18 protein-coding genes and 1 pseudogene are annotated in these 14,295 nt (G+C 33.0%); 5 read left to right on the top strand and 14 right to left on the bottom strand.

The window, feature by feature from the left end; all coding sequences use genetic code 11:
- Positions 1 to 211 precede the first annotated feature (211 nt).
- A complete protein-coding gene (locus tag OSH00_RS00450) occupies positions 212 to 481 on the bottom strand; it encodes a hypothetical protein (protein ID WP_266128776.1) in 270 nt (89 codons plus the stop codon).
- Between the two features lie 167 nt (positions 482 to 648).
- On the opposite strand from OSH00_RS00450, the gene OSH00_RS00455 reads away from it, so the two are divergent.
- On the top strand, positions 649 to 1,200 hold the full coding sequence (locus tag OSH00_RS00455; RefSeq protein ID WP_266128777.1) for a DUF2799 domain-containing protein: 552 nt from the start codon (positions 649 to 651) through the stop codon (positions 1,198 to 1,200).
- Between the two features lie 366 nt (positions 1,201 to 1,566).
- On the opposite strand, the gene OSH00_RS00460 is transcribed toward OSH00_RS00455, so the two are convergent.
- Entirely contained in the window at positions 1,567 to 2,145 is a 579-nt protein-coding gene (locus OSH00_RS00460) for a DUF4189 domain-containing protein (protein ID WP_266128778.1), read from the bottom strand.
- Positions 2,146 to 2,496: 351 nt separating this feature from the next.
- On the opposite strand from OSH00_RS00460, the gene OSH00_RS00465 reads away from it, so the two are divergent.
- From OSH00_RS00465 to OSH00_RS00480, 4 genes are all read left to right on the top strand, one after another.
- Positions 2,497 to 2,685, top strand: a complete 189-nt coding sequence (locus tag OSH00_RS00465; RefSeq protein ID WP_266128779.1) for a hypothetical protein — start codon at positions 2,497 to 2,499, stop codon at positions 2,683 to 2,685.
- A 959-nt stretch (positions 2,686 to 3,644) separates the two neighbouring features.
- On the top strand, positions 3,645 to 4,124 hold the full coding sequence (locus OSH00_RS00470; RefSeq protein ID WP_266128780.1) for a GNAT family N-acetyltransferase: 480 nt from the start codon (positions 3,645 to 3,647) through the stop codon (positions 4,122 to 4,124).
- A gap of 606 nt (positions 4,125 to 4,730) precedes the next feature.
- Complete coding sequence (locus tag OSH00_RS00475) at positions 4,731 to 5,534, top strand: DUF4882 family protein (RefSeq protein WP_266128781.1); 804 nt, start codon at positions 4,731 to 4,733, stop codon at positions 5,532 to 5,534.
- Between the two features lie 91 nt (positions 5,535 to 5,625).
- On the top strand, positions 5,626 to 5,781 hold the full coding sequence (locus OSH00_RS00480; RefSeq protein ID WP_266128782.1) for a hypothetical protein: 156 nt from the start codon (positions 5,626 to 5,628) through the stop codon (positions 5,779 to 5,781).
- Here the strand turns inward: OSH00_RS00480 and OSH00_RS00485 are convergent.
- From OSH00_RS00485 to OSH00_RS00545, 12 genes and pseudogenes are all read right to left on the bottom strand, one after another.
- Positions 5,773 to 6,286 (bottom strand): annotated as a pseudogene (locus OSH00_RS00485) (transposase); the annotation flags it as partial. The gene OSH00_RS00480 and the pseudogene OSH00_RS00485 sit on opposite strands and share 9 nt — an antisense overlap.
- A gap of 248 nt (positions 6,287 to 6,534) precedes the next feature.
- Positions 6,535 to 7,296, bottom strand: a complete 762-nt coding sequence (locus tag OSH00_RS00490) for a DUF4882 family protein (RefSeq protein ID WP_266128783.1) — start codon at positions 7,294 to 7,296, stop codon at positions 6,535 to 6,537.
- A 506-nt stretch (positions 7,297 to 7,802) separates the two neighbouring features.
- Positions 7,803 to 8,486: a DUF3800 domain-containing protein gene (locus OSH00_RS00500; RefSeq protein ID WP_266128784.1), complete on the bottom strand. Its 684-nt coding sequence runs from the start codon at positions 8,484 to 8,486 to the stop codon at positions 7,803 to 7,805.
- Between the two features lie 455 nt (positions 8,487 to 8,941).
- Complete coding sequence (locus OSH00_RS00505; RefSeq protein WP_266128785.1) at positions 8,942 to 9,100, bottom strand: hypothetical protein; 159 nt, start codon at positions 9,098 to 9,100, stop codon at positions 8,942 to 8,944.
- Between the two features lie 169 nt (positions 9,101 to 9,269).
- Positions 9,270 to 10,094 (bottom strand): hypothetical protein, encoded by an 825-nt coding sequence (locus OSH00_RS00510; RefSeq protein WP_266128786.1) that lies wholly within the window; start codon positions 10,092 to 10,094, stop codon positions 9,270 to 9,272.
- 183 nt (positions 10,095 to 10,277) lie between these two features.
- Positions 10,278 to 10,850: a hypothetical protein gene (locus OSH00_RS00515; RefSeq protein WP_266128787.1), complete on the bottom strand. Its 573-nt coding sequence runs from the start codon at positions 10,848 to 10,850 to the stop codon at positions 10,278 to 10,280.
- Positions 10,851 to 10,862: 12 nt separating this feature from the next.
- Entirely contained in the window at positions 10,863 to 11,075 is a 213-nt protein-coding gene (locus OSH00_RS00520) for a hypothetical protein (protein WP_266128788.1), read from the bottom strand.
- A 100-nt stretch (positions 11,076 to 11,175) separates the two neighbouring features.
- Positions 11,176 to 11,838 (bottom strand): DUF6714 family protein, encoded by a 663-nt coding sequence (locus tag OSH00_RS00525; RefSeq protein ID WP_266128789.1) that lies wholly within the window; start codon positions 11,836 to 11,838, stop codon positions 11,176 to 11,178.
- Positions 11,839 to 11,976: 138 nt separating this feature from the next.
- Positions 11,977 to 12,504 (bottom strand): hypothetical protein, encoded by a 528-nt coding sequence (locus OSH00_RS00530; protein WP_266128790.1) that lies wholly within the window; start codon positions 12,502 to 12,504, stop codon positions 11,977 to 11,979.
- 4 nt (positions 12,505 to 12,508) lie between these two features.
- Complete coding sequence (locus OSH00_RS00535) at positions 12,509 to 12,781, bottom strand: hypothetical protein (protein WP_266128791.1); 273 nt, start codon at positions 12,779 to 12,781, stop codon at positions 12,509 to 12,511.
- A 157-nt stretch (positions 12,782 to 12,938) separates the two neighbouring features.
- On the bottom strand, positions 12,939 to 13,334 hold the full coding sequence (locus OSH00_RS00540; protein WP_266128792.1) for an integrase arm-type DNA-binding domain-containing protein: 396 nt from the start codon (positions 13,332 to 13,334) through the stop codon (positions 12,939 to 12,941).
- Positions 13,335 to 13,800: 466 nt separating this feature from the next.
- The gene (locus OSH00_RS00545; protein ID WP_266128793.1) at positions 13,801 to 14,109 is read right to left on the bottom strand and encodes a 3-hydroxybutyryl-CoA dehydrogenase; all 309 of its coding nucleotides are present in this window, start codon (positions 14,107 to 14,109) and stop codon (positions 13,801 to 13,803) included.
- Between the last annotated feature and the right edge of the window lie 186 nt (positions 14,110 to 14,295).

The following is a 14,295-nucleotide window of genomic DNA, read 5'->3' on the forward strand; positions in this document are numbered from 1 at the left end:
TATTTTAAATGAATGTAGTTAAATTCTTCAACATTCACTATAGGTGGTTTCTATAAATACTTTATATCTAACTTTAATCCGTTCAATAAATATGCAAAATTTACACATCCAATTCACTACATTCCTCTAAACGGAACAAATCATCCATATTACATTCAGTTTAGATTGTTGATTTATTTACCGCTATTTTAAACTCATAAGAATAAAAAATTTATTTTTTTTCTTTATCTATTAAATTCTTACAGTAATTAATCCCAGAATTGTCTTTTTTATTATGCAGCATTCTCATACATGAGCAAAAGTACTCAGATCTTCCATATGGAATATCGTCGGGAACATCGATTCCATAACATTTCGCATCAATTTCATTTAATTTAGGTGCAACAACCCATTTCCCTGAATAAAAAGGATAACCTAAGCCACCAATAACAATGATCAGCAGTACAATCATTGGGAAGTTGTTTTTAATATATTGAATCATTTTTAAAAATCTTTAACGTCTAGAATTCAATTCTACAAAAAATTGATTATTCAACCAAGTCAATACACTTTCATTATCATTTTTCTCTTTTTATTAGAAAATTGGCGATATTGTCATGATAAAATATTTTCTAGAAAGTTGCTCAATCGTAGTTAGGAAATTATTTCATGAAATTTATAGTAGTTTTATCTACTTTTACAGTTTTACTTTCAGGCTGTGCCGCAATGAGTATTGAGCAATGCAAAACTGCAAACTGGTTTAATATTGGTCAAAAAGATGGTTCATCTGGTTCCAACCCTCATTTAGATCAATACTACTCTGCTTGCCAAAAAGCCAATATTATTCCAAATCAAAATCTATATGAAAAAGGCTATCAAAAAGGTTTGAGTGCTTATTGTCAACCTGAAAACATTTTTTATGAAGCTTTAGAAGGTCGTGGTAATTATCGAATTTGTCCTATAGATAAACGTGAATCTCTTCGTAGTTATTATCAAGTCGCAAATCAGTATTTTTCTGCAAATTCAGATTTTAATAAATCGCAAAATGATATGAATTACTATCTTGAAAGATTGGAGTATAAAAATCTTTCTGATAAAGATCGTGATAGCTATAAGCAGAAATTATACGACCTCCGTATCAATAGCAGCCAAGTACAAGCTCGTTATCAAACAGCTCTGCATAACTTAGAACGCTTCAAAGCTGAACATCAGCTTGATTAGATTGCAACGATGTTTTCAATAGGTGTTCCTGTATTCAATAGAACCATGTGGAGTGAAAGCTTTAACACGAAAACCATCATGAATCGAATAGAGTATTTATCAATATAAGCTTTTAAAGCGACACCTAAAATTAATGCCGCGCGATATATTTGAGACTTTTATCATGGCATAGTTATAAGTGTATGAAGATCAAGTTTGCGATGTCACAATGACGTTTTAAAGTTCAAATCTCTTGTCTTAGTAGAATGTCTCACTCTGCCCAACCGTATTTTTAAGCATTTGAAAATATGGAGAAATTTTTATAGGTAAGGTTTAGGTTATCCCCCCTCACCTAATACATTCATTTTGAGTCATATATTTTACGCATTAAGGGAGATTCAATCTCCTGCAATCTTGATAAATAATCTTACATTGAGATTCTGGAAAACCATCAGCACGACATGCGTCTACAACTTTCTTGCGTCCCAAAGCTTTTCTGCTTCCAGGAACGAGTACTGGAATAACATCTTTCACTTCACCAGCTGTCGTACGTGCTCGATAGAGTCTATTGGTTCCTTCAGCCTGCCCGACTGTCGCACAATGATTGTCATCATATGTGAACCAAATCTGACAGCCTGTACCTCCTTTTTTTTCACAATCTTGTAATGCTTTTTCTTCTAATTTTCCTCGGAAAATTTTTGCAGTTGCGACACCAATTACTCCATTTGTCCCTGCTGCAACATAACCTTCAGTCGTAGGTGAACGATAGCTGGGCCCAGCATACCCACCTCCACCACCATAATTTGGAATCGGCGCACAGCCTTGTACTCCCTGACCACCCACTGGATAATAGCCAGGAGGACAGTTACCTTCGGCCTTAGCAAGGCTAGAAACAATAGAAAGTACTGAAAGACAGATGAAAAATATAAAAAACTGTATGATCTGCTGTCTGTTATATTTAAGCATGATGGGTTCATCCATGTTCGTGAATTATTTTGTGAAAAGTCTATCATTTATAGATGATATTTTAATCACCTTGAATCTTAAAATAATTCATTGCGAAACTCAAATTTTGAGTCAATATTCATAATATTTGATCTTAAGGTAGATATTTAAGACAGTTTTACTCGTTCAAATTAGTACATTTATCTTTCAAGATATTTTATATAAAAACCAAACTAAACAATACTTAACAAATAAAACTAAGTTGCCGTTTTAAGCTAATAGAAACTGCTTACTAGTATTCTGAGAAAGTACTTCGCTCAATTTTATGATATAAAGCATGTCTATTTATCTTTTTTCTCTCTGAGATTTTATATGAAAAATACGCCATCCTCTGATGACCTGGAATCAACGACATTAGGTTGGAAATTCATTGCTATTGTTGGTATTTTAACTTTTATCTTTTTTACCTTCCTATATTTGGCAATGTCTAGTGAACCAGACTATATGCCAAGTCATAAGCAGAAACAAACCACCGTGCAGCATAAAACCAGTTCATCATAATCTTTTGGATAATCAACTCAAAACTTTATTAAGTAACGAATAGGGTGTTCTATTTTTATTGTTCAATGCTTAGCTTGGATTAGAAACCACTCTTTGGACCATGCTCCAAAAGCTGGACACTTTTAGGCTAATTTGAAGGGTGCTTTTATAACTCAATATTGTTAAAAATAATGCTGAGATGTCGTTTTAACATTCATCATTATCGAAACGGCTTGATCATTTTGGGTCTTTGCTTGTAATAGTTTCGTTGCGATCAAAGCAAAAGTTATCATCATTAGAATAAATATGGACAATGAAAAGAAACCTGTTTTATTCTCCATATCACATGATTGACAATGTTTTTTATCAGTCATTGTCGGTTTGTTGCACGATTTACAAAAATTTTGACTCATCATCCGAGCACAATCCTGCTATACAAGACTCTTTTATCATGTCAATATTACTTGATTTCAAGTAAAAATTACAGAATTGTTATTTTATATAAAAACCTCCTAAAATAATAGCGAGTCCAGATTAAGTAAAAGATGTGGTTAAGATTTCACTATCTTCAATACTTTTCCTGTAGCGTTCTTTAAAAAATTTCAAAATTTGGACGTTACATTTCCACTTCAAATATAATATATTCATTCCTCCGTATAGCTTAGCTTCAGTCTATATAAAGATATAAACCGTCACCATCAATAACCTTTTAGCTTTATCTGGATTTTTCTTTTGAGCTGATATTTCTGCCCTAAGCTTTGTATCTGTCAGATTTACTGTTAATTTTACCATTTTGAGGGTACATTTTTATTAGATTTAACAACACACCCCAAATCTCCCCTTATTATGAGGGTATACAGAGAAACAAACTGCAACAATAAGAATGTCTAGGATCACAGACTAGCATTCGGTTGTTGAAAGGGGGATTATGCTAATTTTATAACGTCTAAAGACTACATCTCATATTTAAGGAAGATATATTGAATATTCAGTTTGATCGTTTAAAAAACATTAGCAATCAAGATATTATTGAGCTAAATACAAATGAACGCGTACTCAAACAGATGCCTTTAGCGAATGGTGTTATTTTTGATGAAGAAAAATGTATTGCTTGGGTTAAAGAAAAAGAAGAGCAATGGATTGAGTATGGTTATGGTCCTTGGGCTTTTATTGTAGATGGGAAATTTGCTGGTTGGGGAGGTCTGCAGTATGAAAATGGTGAAGCAGACTTAGCTTTAGTACTACATCCTCAGTATTGGGGATTAGGTAAACAAATTTTTGATGAAATTATTAAAAAAGCTTTTACTGAAATGAGTTTTGAGTCAATCACAATTCTATTACCTCCATCAAGGACAAAGTTGAAAGGAATTTTTTTACTAGGATTTGTGATAGATAGAGAAATGATGATAAGTGATGAACGTTTTATAAGATACAGACTACATAAACCAGCCTCTATTTAATATAACGGAGCTTATGCAAATTAAACCTCAATTAAGAGCCTTATTCTTCTCATCATTCAAAGCACTACAATGATTGTATCAATGATCTATAACAGGAAAAAATATATCTAAACAGCCAGAGTAGATAACATGTTGTAAAACTATCAAACAATTAATAAAAGAATTACAATCATTTGAGGATCTAAACCTATTATTTGAGATCTCGCTAGACGACGAAGAGACATCTAAACCAATAAGTTCGTTTGGTAAAATTGATGGCAAATGCATCCTTCTTAATTATGAAAATTCAGAATAGTAACATCCTCGTTAAACAAAAGTTTCTTTCAGAGAATTGCCCTCAATTCGATGGTCATGCTTCATCTATTTTTTCCTTTATCAATTTGCTCTGCATCAGCTCATTCCGCCATTTTTGTATATTCTCTGGCATTGATGATTATTGGAATTCTTGTGTGGAAAGCAGCTCCTATATTGCAAACAATAGCAAAAATTATAGAAGTCCTGAAATAAGCCAACCCTCAAATGCTCAGTAAATAACTTTATCGGATTTCTCACCCATTGGATATTTTTTGTTCTATATTTTAGCCTCACAATTATAAGGAATTTAGAATGAAAAAATTAACAATAGCAATAGTGACAGGCTTAATGAGTGCAAGTAGTTGGAGCGCTTGTAACTATAATTTAGATGCTACTAGCTCACAAATTTCAAATTTAGGGGCAGTTCCTTTTACAAACAATTTTGGACAAAAAGTTTCTGCGAATGTGACAAGTGATAAAAAAATGTACTTAGCATCATCTGCAGAAGGGTTAAATGGTTATCTTACGAATAGTGGTACTGGTGATAAAACTTTACCAAGTTCAGGAATTTTAGCATTTGAAGTGGCAATACCTAATTTTATTCTTTCTAAACCTTCAAATGGAGAAGTCGAAGCAGACATTATTCTATTTAGTAAAGATTCAGTGAATCAAGGGGTATTATCTGGAATGATTTATCTACATAGTGGATATAATAATATTTCTGGATATAGTGAAAATGCTAGAGTTAGTGGCTTTTTAGGAGGCGGGTCATACACTATGAATAATGGTCAAATGACAATTAATAATCCCTCAGTTTCCTTACCTTTTACAGGTGCAGCCTTACCCTTAAATTCGAATTATAGGGTTGGAATTTATCTTAACCAAAATTCTAAACAGCTTGGACTCATTGTTAATGGCGTTAATAAGGGATATGTATTTAATTATGAGAAGAGCTTATTGAATTTAGGTGTAATTTTAGGATTGACCACAGCTAGATTAACGCCTTCAGATAATGTTTTAAATCAAGAGGTAAAGTTATCATTAGTAACAGATAAGAATCATTTTCAATTTACCTACCCAACTGGCACCAAAGACATCTGTGGTAATACTATTTAAAAACTAAGATCCATTTAACCACCTTCGGGTGGTTTTTTTACATCAAATGCCCGCCTTTCCTACGTGCTTTTTTCAACCGTTGGAAAGCGAAATGTTAGAACAAACAAGCCATTTAGTAATTGAAATTAGCTCTGAACAAACTAAAAAGAATGCTGAAGATTTCAGTAAAGAGTTGGTTAAAATCTTTACTGGTGGTGAAAAGGCGAGTGATTCAACTTCTAAACTTGGTAAACCGAGCTTTTTTTAACATCCTTCCAACTGTACGTTCACTCATGCAGTAACCTAAAACATGCTTGTCGTGCATCAATGAAGGTGCTCCTAAGCGAGCATAGTGCTGCCAATATACAACTGTTAAATCAGTATAAATCGGTTTCTTTTGCCAAGTATAATCGCTGAAGCACTAACACCTAGGCATTTACAGACAGAAGAAACTGTAATTTCAGTCATAGCTAGACCTTGGATTACCGTGTACTTTTCTTGGCATGATCTGTTAGAAAGTACACATGTGTCTTTTTAAATATCATTGGTTTAGCTGAGTTGTTTGACTTCTTTTCTAAATCGAGAATACGCTGTTGTTCTGGCGAGAGTTGGCGTTTGCTTGAACCCGTTGAATTAGCCTCACGAATCCATTCATCTAATGTTGAATAACCCACACCTAATTTCTGGACGATTGCAGCTACAGACTCGTGTGAGTTTGAAAGTGCATAATCTATTGCTTGTTGTTTAAATTCTGGACTAAAGCGTTTAGCCATTTTTACATCTCTAAAGCTAACTTTACGTTAGCTTTAGAGGGAATACATGTCCATTATTTTGTCTAGGATCAAACAGACTGCCATGCACCGCATGACCTTACAATGTATGAAAGAAGCTCTCGGTCACTGCATTAACCGCCATTCTTTGATGTGTACAAACAATTTTTGCACTTGCATATATTTGACATCTTCACTTTCCCCTAGGCATTAAAAAACCGCCTTTTTCGGCGGCCTCATTCAATCTAAACTTAAATACTATTTCCACATATATCCATTGTTCCAACTGGATAAGTAAACTGGAATTGATTTTTATCTGTTATCAGTTCAATAGAAACATCCTTCCCAATAGTAGGTGAATTAGAATTAATTCCCCCATATTCCATCGCATTTTCAAAAGTAATACTTTTAATTTTTACTGGAGCACCATTAGGAAAGTACCCCTTGTCAACTCCATTATATATTACACCAATTTGTTTTGCATCTTGGTTGATATATATACCTATTCTTTGATAACCATCTGGTGTACTGGTTACAGGAAAACTAATCCCCCCTCCGAACATATTTAGCACAAAACCAACATTATTAGTGAATTCTCCTGCGTTGTTTTGATACTCAACTAGATAATTAATCGGAGGAAGTGGAATACCTGTAAAATAATACATGACAGCTTTATTTAATGAAGTTGTTAAAAATTCATTATTAGGTAATGCTGTTGCTGGTACTTTAAATTTGTATTCGAATGCAAAAATACCTTGTGGTTGAAGCACTATGCCTTTCTTAAGATATGCTATATCTTTAGCATTACCTGCTAAATATTTTTTAACATTTAACAAGGATGTAGTAGGCTCTATGGAAGCAGAAGTTGTTTGCCCAACCAAACTGGGAAAATCAACATATCCAGGCCTATAAAAAGTTAAGAATGCACTAGTAGTATCAAAATTAAAATTACAAGCACTCCATCCGCTCGCACTCATCAACCCTGTTAGTATTGCTATTGTTAATCTTTTCATTATCTTTTTCCTATTATTTTGAGATTAAAATATAGTGCAAATAATAGCCAAGTCAAAATAATGAAATAAATATTTACTCAATAAATTTAAATACATATACACACTTAATTCATAGTTTATTTGGATTAATCTTAAATGTGAATCACATCATATTAGCCTATAAAAAGGCGCCTATACAAAGCCAATTTTCAGTTGTCATGAAACGAACAGTTTTGGAGCTACAAGGCACAGCATGTATTGAGCTTGAAGAAGTTGCACCCGATAAAAAGCAAATTGTTAGCTCTCGATCATTCCGGTAACGTGTGACAGATAAAGATGCACTATCTGAAGCAATGAGTAGTTATATTCAGAATGCAGTTAAAAAGCTCAGACGACAAAACGGACTATTGAAGTTTTGTCTGCTTGAGTTCCCATCCAAATCACATGGGAATGTAAATTTTTCATTGCTCATAAATTGGGTCCAATAAAAAACCCATTCAGGTGAGTGGGTTTGGTCCGTTGTATGTCTACTTTATTTCAAGTGGAAAGAATAACTTGTGGTTTGTTACTCTTGCGCCAGTCATAAACATTCTGGCTTTTGAGTCCCTAAACTCATACGCTGACCAAACTAAACCAGCATAAAAGTCTATGAACTGCAATTCCAAGCATTTTGAGCTATCCATAGGTGACACATTACAAGATTGATTTTCCACATAATGATCAATAGATTGCTCTAAAATCATCTGGTTTAAATACTCACCCATATTCCATTTTGTATTGACTTTTTCACTTCGTCTATCGGGCATGAAATCTACGAATTTTGACTCACAAATTGGTTTTAATAACAGACACTTAATCATGTAGTTATACAAAACGTTTGGGTCTTTCTTCATTTTTGAATTTACATACTCTTTATGGACCGTAATGGATCTCAATTGGATATCTTTATGTTCTGAAAGCAGCTTTGCCACCAGTCTTAGAAAAAGCTCTTTATCTGCTGTATTTAAATCAACAGACTTTAATTCATTACTGAGTGGTCTATTTCTCTTTTTGTATAATGCTCGTACGATACGTTGAATATATTTCGATTTTTCTTCAGGCATGCAAATAGCAGCTAAGGTTAGCATTCTGCTTGATCCACCCTTTTGATAAGGATCATGCATATTCCAGCCTAAATCACCACTCTCATCCAAATATATAAATGTTCGCATAAATAATTTATTATCAAGTATTAAAAAAGCCTCTAAAATAATTTAGAGGCTCTAGAATTCGGGTGCGGCACCTAGAGGCAACTTACTTACAGTAAGTTTACGATTATCGCAGGATTTATCGTACCTCGGTCTAGGCGTGGAATATTTATACCGCGCTGCGACTACATCGTTATAATACCCATTAAACATGGCATAGGTCAATATCTATTGTATCAGTAATTATTCTTTTGTTAATAATAATTGTATCACAAAAACCCTCAATAAACAAGGTAAGATTTTGTTTTATAAATGAAAATTTAATTAAAATTATTCTAAAATAGTATTCAATAGTTACAACTTAATAACTATCCAAAACGACATAAGTCAATATCTATTGTATCACTAAAAAATCCTAAGTTAGTTCTTTTTAGCCCCAAGTTATTCTCAAAAAACCTCCCGAGGGAGGTTTCTTTTTACTAATTCAATTGTAAATCGACAAAAGCATCTGTAATCACTCTTGCTTCAGAGCCCAAATTTTTAACTTGGCTTTGAAAGGGCAAAGATTGATTTGAAGAAATTGCAATAAAACAAGCTGTTAACCAGCTCACACCCAAAACTGTTATAAATTTCAACACGACCGTTCTCCAAATGTTTTCATTAATGACTCAAAAATAGTACATCAACCACCAAAATAAGTAAATAACTATTTGTTTTATATAGTTTTTCGGTCAATGTTTTATAATTAATCCTATATAAGAAAAGCTCCCTAAAGTAGCTTCTTTCTTCAGATCTATAAATGTCGCATTACAATGAAGAGATTTTATTTTTAGCATCCCCCATTGCCTCTTGAAAGTTTTTGTTAATTTTATGTTTTAAATTTATTTGATCGCTTAAATCATGGCGATTTGAGTCAAACAAATCTAGACCAAAATCTGCTCTAAAACCTTTGTATATAGTCCCAATCAGTCCTGAAATATTGTCAAAGTAGTCCAGCAAGTACATCGCTAATTTTTGTTGCTCATGAAATAATTGCTTAACTTTTTCTGTCATCTCGGCGCTAAGCACTTGTCCCAATCTATTGTTATTTAAATATTCTAATTTAGCTTCTGCTGCTGCTTTAGCGTTATAGGATTTAGCGCCTCCCTCTTCAAACCATTCGACCTTTTGACCTATAACCTTAATTCTTTCAACAAGCTCATTTAATTCCCTTTCCTTTTCAAGAAGTGCTTCCTTTTCAGTTAAAATATAATTTATGAGATAACGGAAATGAGCACTTAAATCTGCCACTTTTATAGATATATCCATATCGCTTATTAATTCTAATTTTTTCAACTTTTTTGTTTGTATACGATGAAATTGATTAAACTCGTCCAGTGATGATGCAGTTGCTATCCCCCCTAACATTGCCTCGAAGTCAACAATTGAATCAACTGCTTCTAAATAGATTTCTTTCCTAAGGTTAAATTTTCTTTCACGATCCTTATCCAATAAATCAAAATTGATTTTTTTATCACTATTCTTTGAGTTGTAATAGTTCGTGATAATTACACCACCCAAAGCTCCAAGCATGCCTAGCAGACCAGTGATTAGCGCTGAATTTAATTGAAGGAATGTAGAGATACCATTCATTGTTGACCTTGGTATTTTTAATAGTCTTTAATTTATATCGTTTGTAGCATTAAAAAACCACTCGGTTGAGTGGTTTTAATTAAATCTGATCATATAATTTCATTTTGATAGTTTAATTCATGGTAAGCAAATCACTTACTGAAAATTCGCAAGATTAGGTATAACGATTTTAGTTCCCCCTATCTAAGCAAGATAGGGATACCAGAATTTAGCAAAGGTACTATCATCACCTGCCAAAGGTGGAGATAAGTCAATTTCTTTAGTCTCAGGATCATAACATAAGAATAATGCTATCGTTTTTAATTGATTGCGATTTAGTGTTTTTGACAACTCATCAATATAGTAAGACCCTAAGTCTAAAATGTCATACCATCTTGAAATATTTGAAGATGTATTAGAGTCGATACTGCTTGAAATAATTACGTGCATCAATCCCGAGAGATAATATATTAAATTATTGGTATTTAAATTAATAATACCTCCAAAACTGAAAGCATTGTAATACCACAAAGGAATTTCTGACCAACTTCCAAATGGCTCAACATATTGATTCTCTGAAATATTACTCGTTATAAATTGAGCGACATCCTCATTGTAATGTTTACTTAACTCTTCATAGAGATCTTTTTTTGAGTAATCAGCAAAACTTTTTGCACATGTATCATAAAAATCTGACTCAGCTAGAGTGAAACTTTTAGATAAGTGAAATTCTGAAAAATTTTCTAAAATACTTGCTTTAATATCAGTTGAATTCATCAAATTTCTCTACTATTTTATTGCTTGAGCTGCACCAGCGCGATAAGTTTCAGCGATTCCCCTATTGGTTTGTGCTTCTTGGACATGATTTGCATGTGGAGGAAGCCAACACATATTTTCCGCCTCCCTTGCTTCAGCCAAAGTATCCCATGCATTAGATCTCACTAAAAACTCGTCTTTGTCTAAGTTTTTAAAAACTTTATTTCTTCCACCAGTTACATACATACCTTATGCTCCTCATTCTGAGGGCCATGCTTCAATAAATCTTTGAAAAATTGAGTTACCCCTATCTATACATCATAGAGGTGTCTTGAGTAGTAGAATTCTAAGCATTATTAATTTCTAATAGCTTAATATTATCTATAGACTGATTAATATTCGCTAATTCAACATCATTGATTCGGTTAGCAACCTCATCGTACTCACCTTCGACAATTGAGATATGAGTTAAGAAATCAATCAATAATTCAATTTGTCTTTTGCTAAAATAAGCTAATAATTCTGAAATCAACCTATAACTATTGGCTCTTTTCAAACGAGATGACCATGATGAAAAGCTATTTGAAAACAATATATGAGGATCTTTTACATTATTATTGAAATCAGCGTCATTTAAAACACAATTCATAATTGCAGGAGTGTAAAATAAATATGCTTGAGGTGCTAAAAAACTAAATCCTGTAGCGCAACGTTCCAGATAAACACAAGGTATTTCAAATGGGTCATTATAACGATTCAACATTCTTCTTTTTTCTTTAATTGCATCAATCGCTTCTTGACGATCCTCTGGAAGCCAACTACCGGTATCAATAAAATGGATTTCTTGATTAATCCATTCTTCCTCAGTTAAATTTAAGTCAGTATGCGGTTTATCGAAATGCCAATAGCTAGTATCTGCATAGTCTTCTTCTGGAAGTGTGTAAGCATCACCCAATGTAACATCCTGAAATTCAATCTTTATTTGATTAAATAAAGTTTCTAAGTTCATACTATTGCCCCATTATTCCTAGATATGTATTACATTCAGCAGCAGTTTGTTTGGCTTCAACTGCTTCTTGGAGATGATTTTGGTTTGAATGTCCGAAATTCGGACACACAAACATTTAACCTTCTTTCTAGACTGTGGTTAACTATTTTCATTTACAATTTTATTTAGGTATTGATCCCTAATATCATAAAATTCTAATGGCTTATTAACACTCAAAAAGAAAGGGAGGCTATCATCATCAATCACTTCTCCATTTGATTTAACATATCGAAATTCTTGTTGATTACTTACCTCTGTGAAATAAACACATTGATCAAAGCCGTTTAGCCATTTTTGTTTTATGTGCTTATTCTCTTTGGATACAATCTCAACTAGCATGGTATTTAGTTTTTTAAATTGACCATTAATTACCTCATAATCTTTTGTGCCATAAAATTTACTATTAACATCGAAAAGATATTCTTGATAAGCAATTACTTCATAGTTTTCATTATATAAAGTTTCGCTAGTTTTTTGCTTAGAGTTATTAAACTCCTGAACTTGATCCAAAACTAATTTTTCACCTAAAAAATAGGCTATACGAAAACAATAATTCATCGCATCAATGAAATAAATTGTTTTAATAGGTTGCCCTTTTGAAGGCTCAATTACATTTAGCTTAATCATATTTTTACCCTGGTGAGTGAACACCAGGTTTAGGTGGTGGTGATTTTTGTTTCCATCTATATGCGCTTGGAGTTTCATAACACCCTGCTAAAACAGCATCTAGGATTCGTTGACGCAAAATTGGTTGTTCAACTTGCACATATCTATAAATATGCCCTTCCCACGATCCTACACCTTGAAGTGGGTTTTTAATTGAAAAATACTTATTATACAAATCATAAGTATCAATAAACATCTCGTTATATCTATCTTCGATAATTCGCGCTTGACCATTCATATAAGCATTGTGAGTGCTACATTTCTGGTCAGCATTTCTTTCAAGCTCATCTTCAAATTCTTTAGCTTTAAATGAAAGATTTTAACATCAGCATTTGTAGGTGCTGAACTATCATTTCTTATAAAACTATCTTCTAATCTCGCAACAATATCGGCATTCATTGAGCGGTTGAAGGCATCACGCTTTCAGTCTTCATAAATTCACGAGCTACTTGTTCAAATGTATTTGCAAGTGCATTTTTTGCCTGATCTTCTTCAAGCTTCTTTTCAACAGATGGATCGCGGTTATCTGCGAGCATTTCACGGTATTCATCACGGTACTTTCGAGCCATAGCTAAAGTAATTTCAGGATAAACACCTATGCTTAAGGTTGCGCGCTTTTTTGAGATTGGGCGAACATAGTCAAAGCGCCAGTAGGTCCCGCACTTCTTATCTATATATAAGTATAAGCCATTCCCATCCGATAACTTTTTAACTTTATCAGGGGCTTTCTTTTGAGCTGATATTTCCGCTCTAAGCTTTGTATCTGTCAGATTTACTATTAATTTTGCCATTTTGAGGGTACATTTTTATTAGGTTTTACAGCATACCCCCAAATGTACCCTTATTTTGAGGGTATACAGAGGAACAAACTGCGACAAACTGAGACAAACTGAGACAATAAGAATGTCTAGATGCTTTTAATATAAAGGGTTTTGAGACAAATTGGAACAAGGAGGAACAGCAAGATGGTACGCCCAGCGCTCTTCTAAATAAGCACTCAAAACACTGATAAATATAAACTAATTTATTTATAAAAATATTTGTAACGCAACCTGTAACGCAATGATTAAAATCACTCTATTTTTTATTCTTTTGCTTAAAGAATTCTACCATCTTTATAAAAATCGCTAAAGTAGTTTTGGCTAAGCCAGTATCTCTGGTCCATGTTATTTCGAATATCGAGAGTGGTCTATGAGTCAAGATATGTTGTCTAAGAATTATTATAATCACTTTGAAGATCATCAATTCAATTGATGATTACTTTATATTGTTTTCTATACAATAGTTTTTCCATTTATTTTTAAAGTCTTCTACGGCTTTCTCTGCTTCTTCCTCATTGGTATAAACAGTTGATTTCTTCACTTCATCTACTATCTGATTGAAAATTTGACCTTCCTCTTTGAAGATATTTGCATAAATACCTTTAGCTTTATCTACATCCGATCCCATTTGGTGAAAAGTCATCAATGTATCCGCTGCATATGCAATACCTTCACATTGTTCAACATCCTTGCCATATGAAAAGGTACAAGTTAATAATACTGAGAAAAATATTGATCTTTTCATCTTAGAAAATCAGATTTAAAAAAATAATTTTAAGGGATTTGTATGAATATTAAAATCCTAAAATTTAAATCCATTTATCATAATACTCGTAATTCGAGAGGGAAAAGTTGACACAGAATTATCTTAGTTGGAGTGGATTGCTAGAGGTTGGATAACCGTTCGTCGGAAAAGCTAAATTTATTAAAA

The organism is Acinetobacter nematophilus, from assembly GCF_026344175.1.
Classification (GTDB): Bacteria; Pseudomonadota; Gammaproteobacteria; order Pseudomonadales; family Moraxellaceae; genus Acinetobacter; species Acinetobacter nematophilus.

What these genes read in the sequence shown, in the direction of transcription:
- OSH00_RS00450 (WP_266128776.1), bottom strand. Translation starts at nt 481, where the DNA reads ATGATTCAATATATTAAAAACAACTTCCCAATGATTGTACTGCTGATC.
- OSH00_RS00455 (WP_266128777.1), top strand. Translation starts at nt 649, where the DNA reads ATGAAATTTATAGTAGTTTTATCTACTTTTACAGTTTTACTTTCAGGC.
- OSH00_RS00460 (WP_266128778.1), bottom strand. Translation starts at nt 2,145, where the DNA reads ATGCTTAAATATAACAGACAGCAGATCATACAGTTTTTTATATTTTTC.
- OSH00_RS00465 (WP_266128779.1), top strand. Translation starts at nt 2,497, where the DNA reads ATGAAAAATACGCCATCCTCTGATGACCTGGAATCAACGACATTAGGT.
- OSH00_RS00475 (WP_266128781.1), top strand. Translation starts at nt 4,731, where the DNA reads ATGAAAAAATTAACAATAGCAATAGTGACAGGCTTAATGAGTGCAAGT.
- OSH00_RS00480 (WP_266128782.1), top strand. Translation starts at nt 5,626, where the DNA reads ATGTTAGAACAAACAAGCCATTTAGTAATTGAAATTAGCTCTGAACAA.
- OSH00_RS00490 (WP_266128783.1), bottom strand. Translation starts at nt 7,296, where the DNA reads ATGAAAAGATTAACAATAGCAATACTAACAGGGTTGATGAGTGCGAGC.
- OSH00_RS00500 (WP_266128784.1), bottom strand. Translation starts at nt 8,486, where the DNA reads ATGCGAACATTTATATATTTGGATGAGAGTGGTGATTTAGGCTGGAAT.
- OSH00_RS00510 (WP_266128786.1), bottom strand. Translation starts at nt 10,094, where the DNA reads ATGAATGGTATCTCTACATTCCTTCAATTAAATTCAGCGCTAATCACT.
- OSH00_RS00515 (WP_266128787.1), bottom strand. Translation starts at nt 10,850, where the DNA reads ATGAATTCAACTGATATTAAAGCAAGTATTTTAGAAAATTTTTCAGAA.
- OSH00_RS00520 (WP_266128788.1), bottom strand. Translation starts at nt 11,075, where the DNA reads ATGTATGTAACTGGTGGAAGAAATAAAGTTTTTAAAAACTTAGACAAA.
- OSH00_RS00525 (WP_266128789.1), bottom strand. Translation starts at nt 11,838, where the DNA reads ATGAACTTAGAAACTTTATTTAATCAAATAAAGATTGAATTTCAGGAT.
- OSH00_RS00530 (WP_266128790.1), bottom strand. Translation starts at nt 12,504, where the DNA reads ATGATTAAGCTAAATGTAATTGAGCCTTCAAAAGGGCAACCTATTAAA.
- OSH00_RS00535 (WP_266128791.1), bottom strand. Translation starts at nt 12,781, where the DNA reads ATGAATGGTCAAGCGCGAATTATCGAAGATAGATATAACGAGATGTTT.
- OSH00_RS00540 (WP_266128792.1), bottom strand. Translation starts at nt 13,334, where the DNA reads ATGGCAAAATTAATAGTAAATCTGACAGATACAAAGCTTAGAGCGGAA.
- OSH00_RS00545 (WP_266128793.1), bottom strand. Translation starts at nt 14,109, where the DNA reads ATGAAAAGATCAATATTTTTCTCAGTATTATTAACTTGTACCTTTTCA.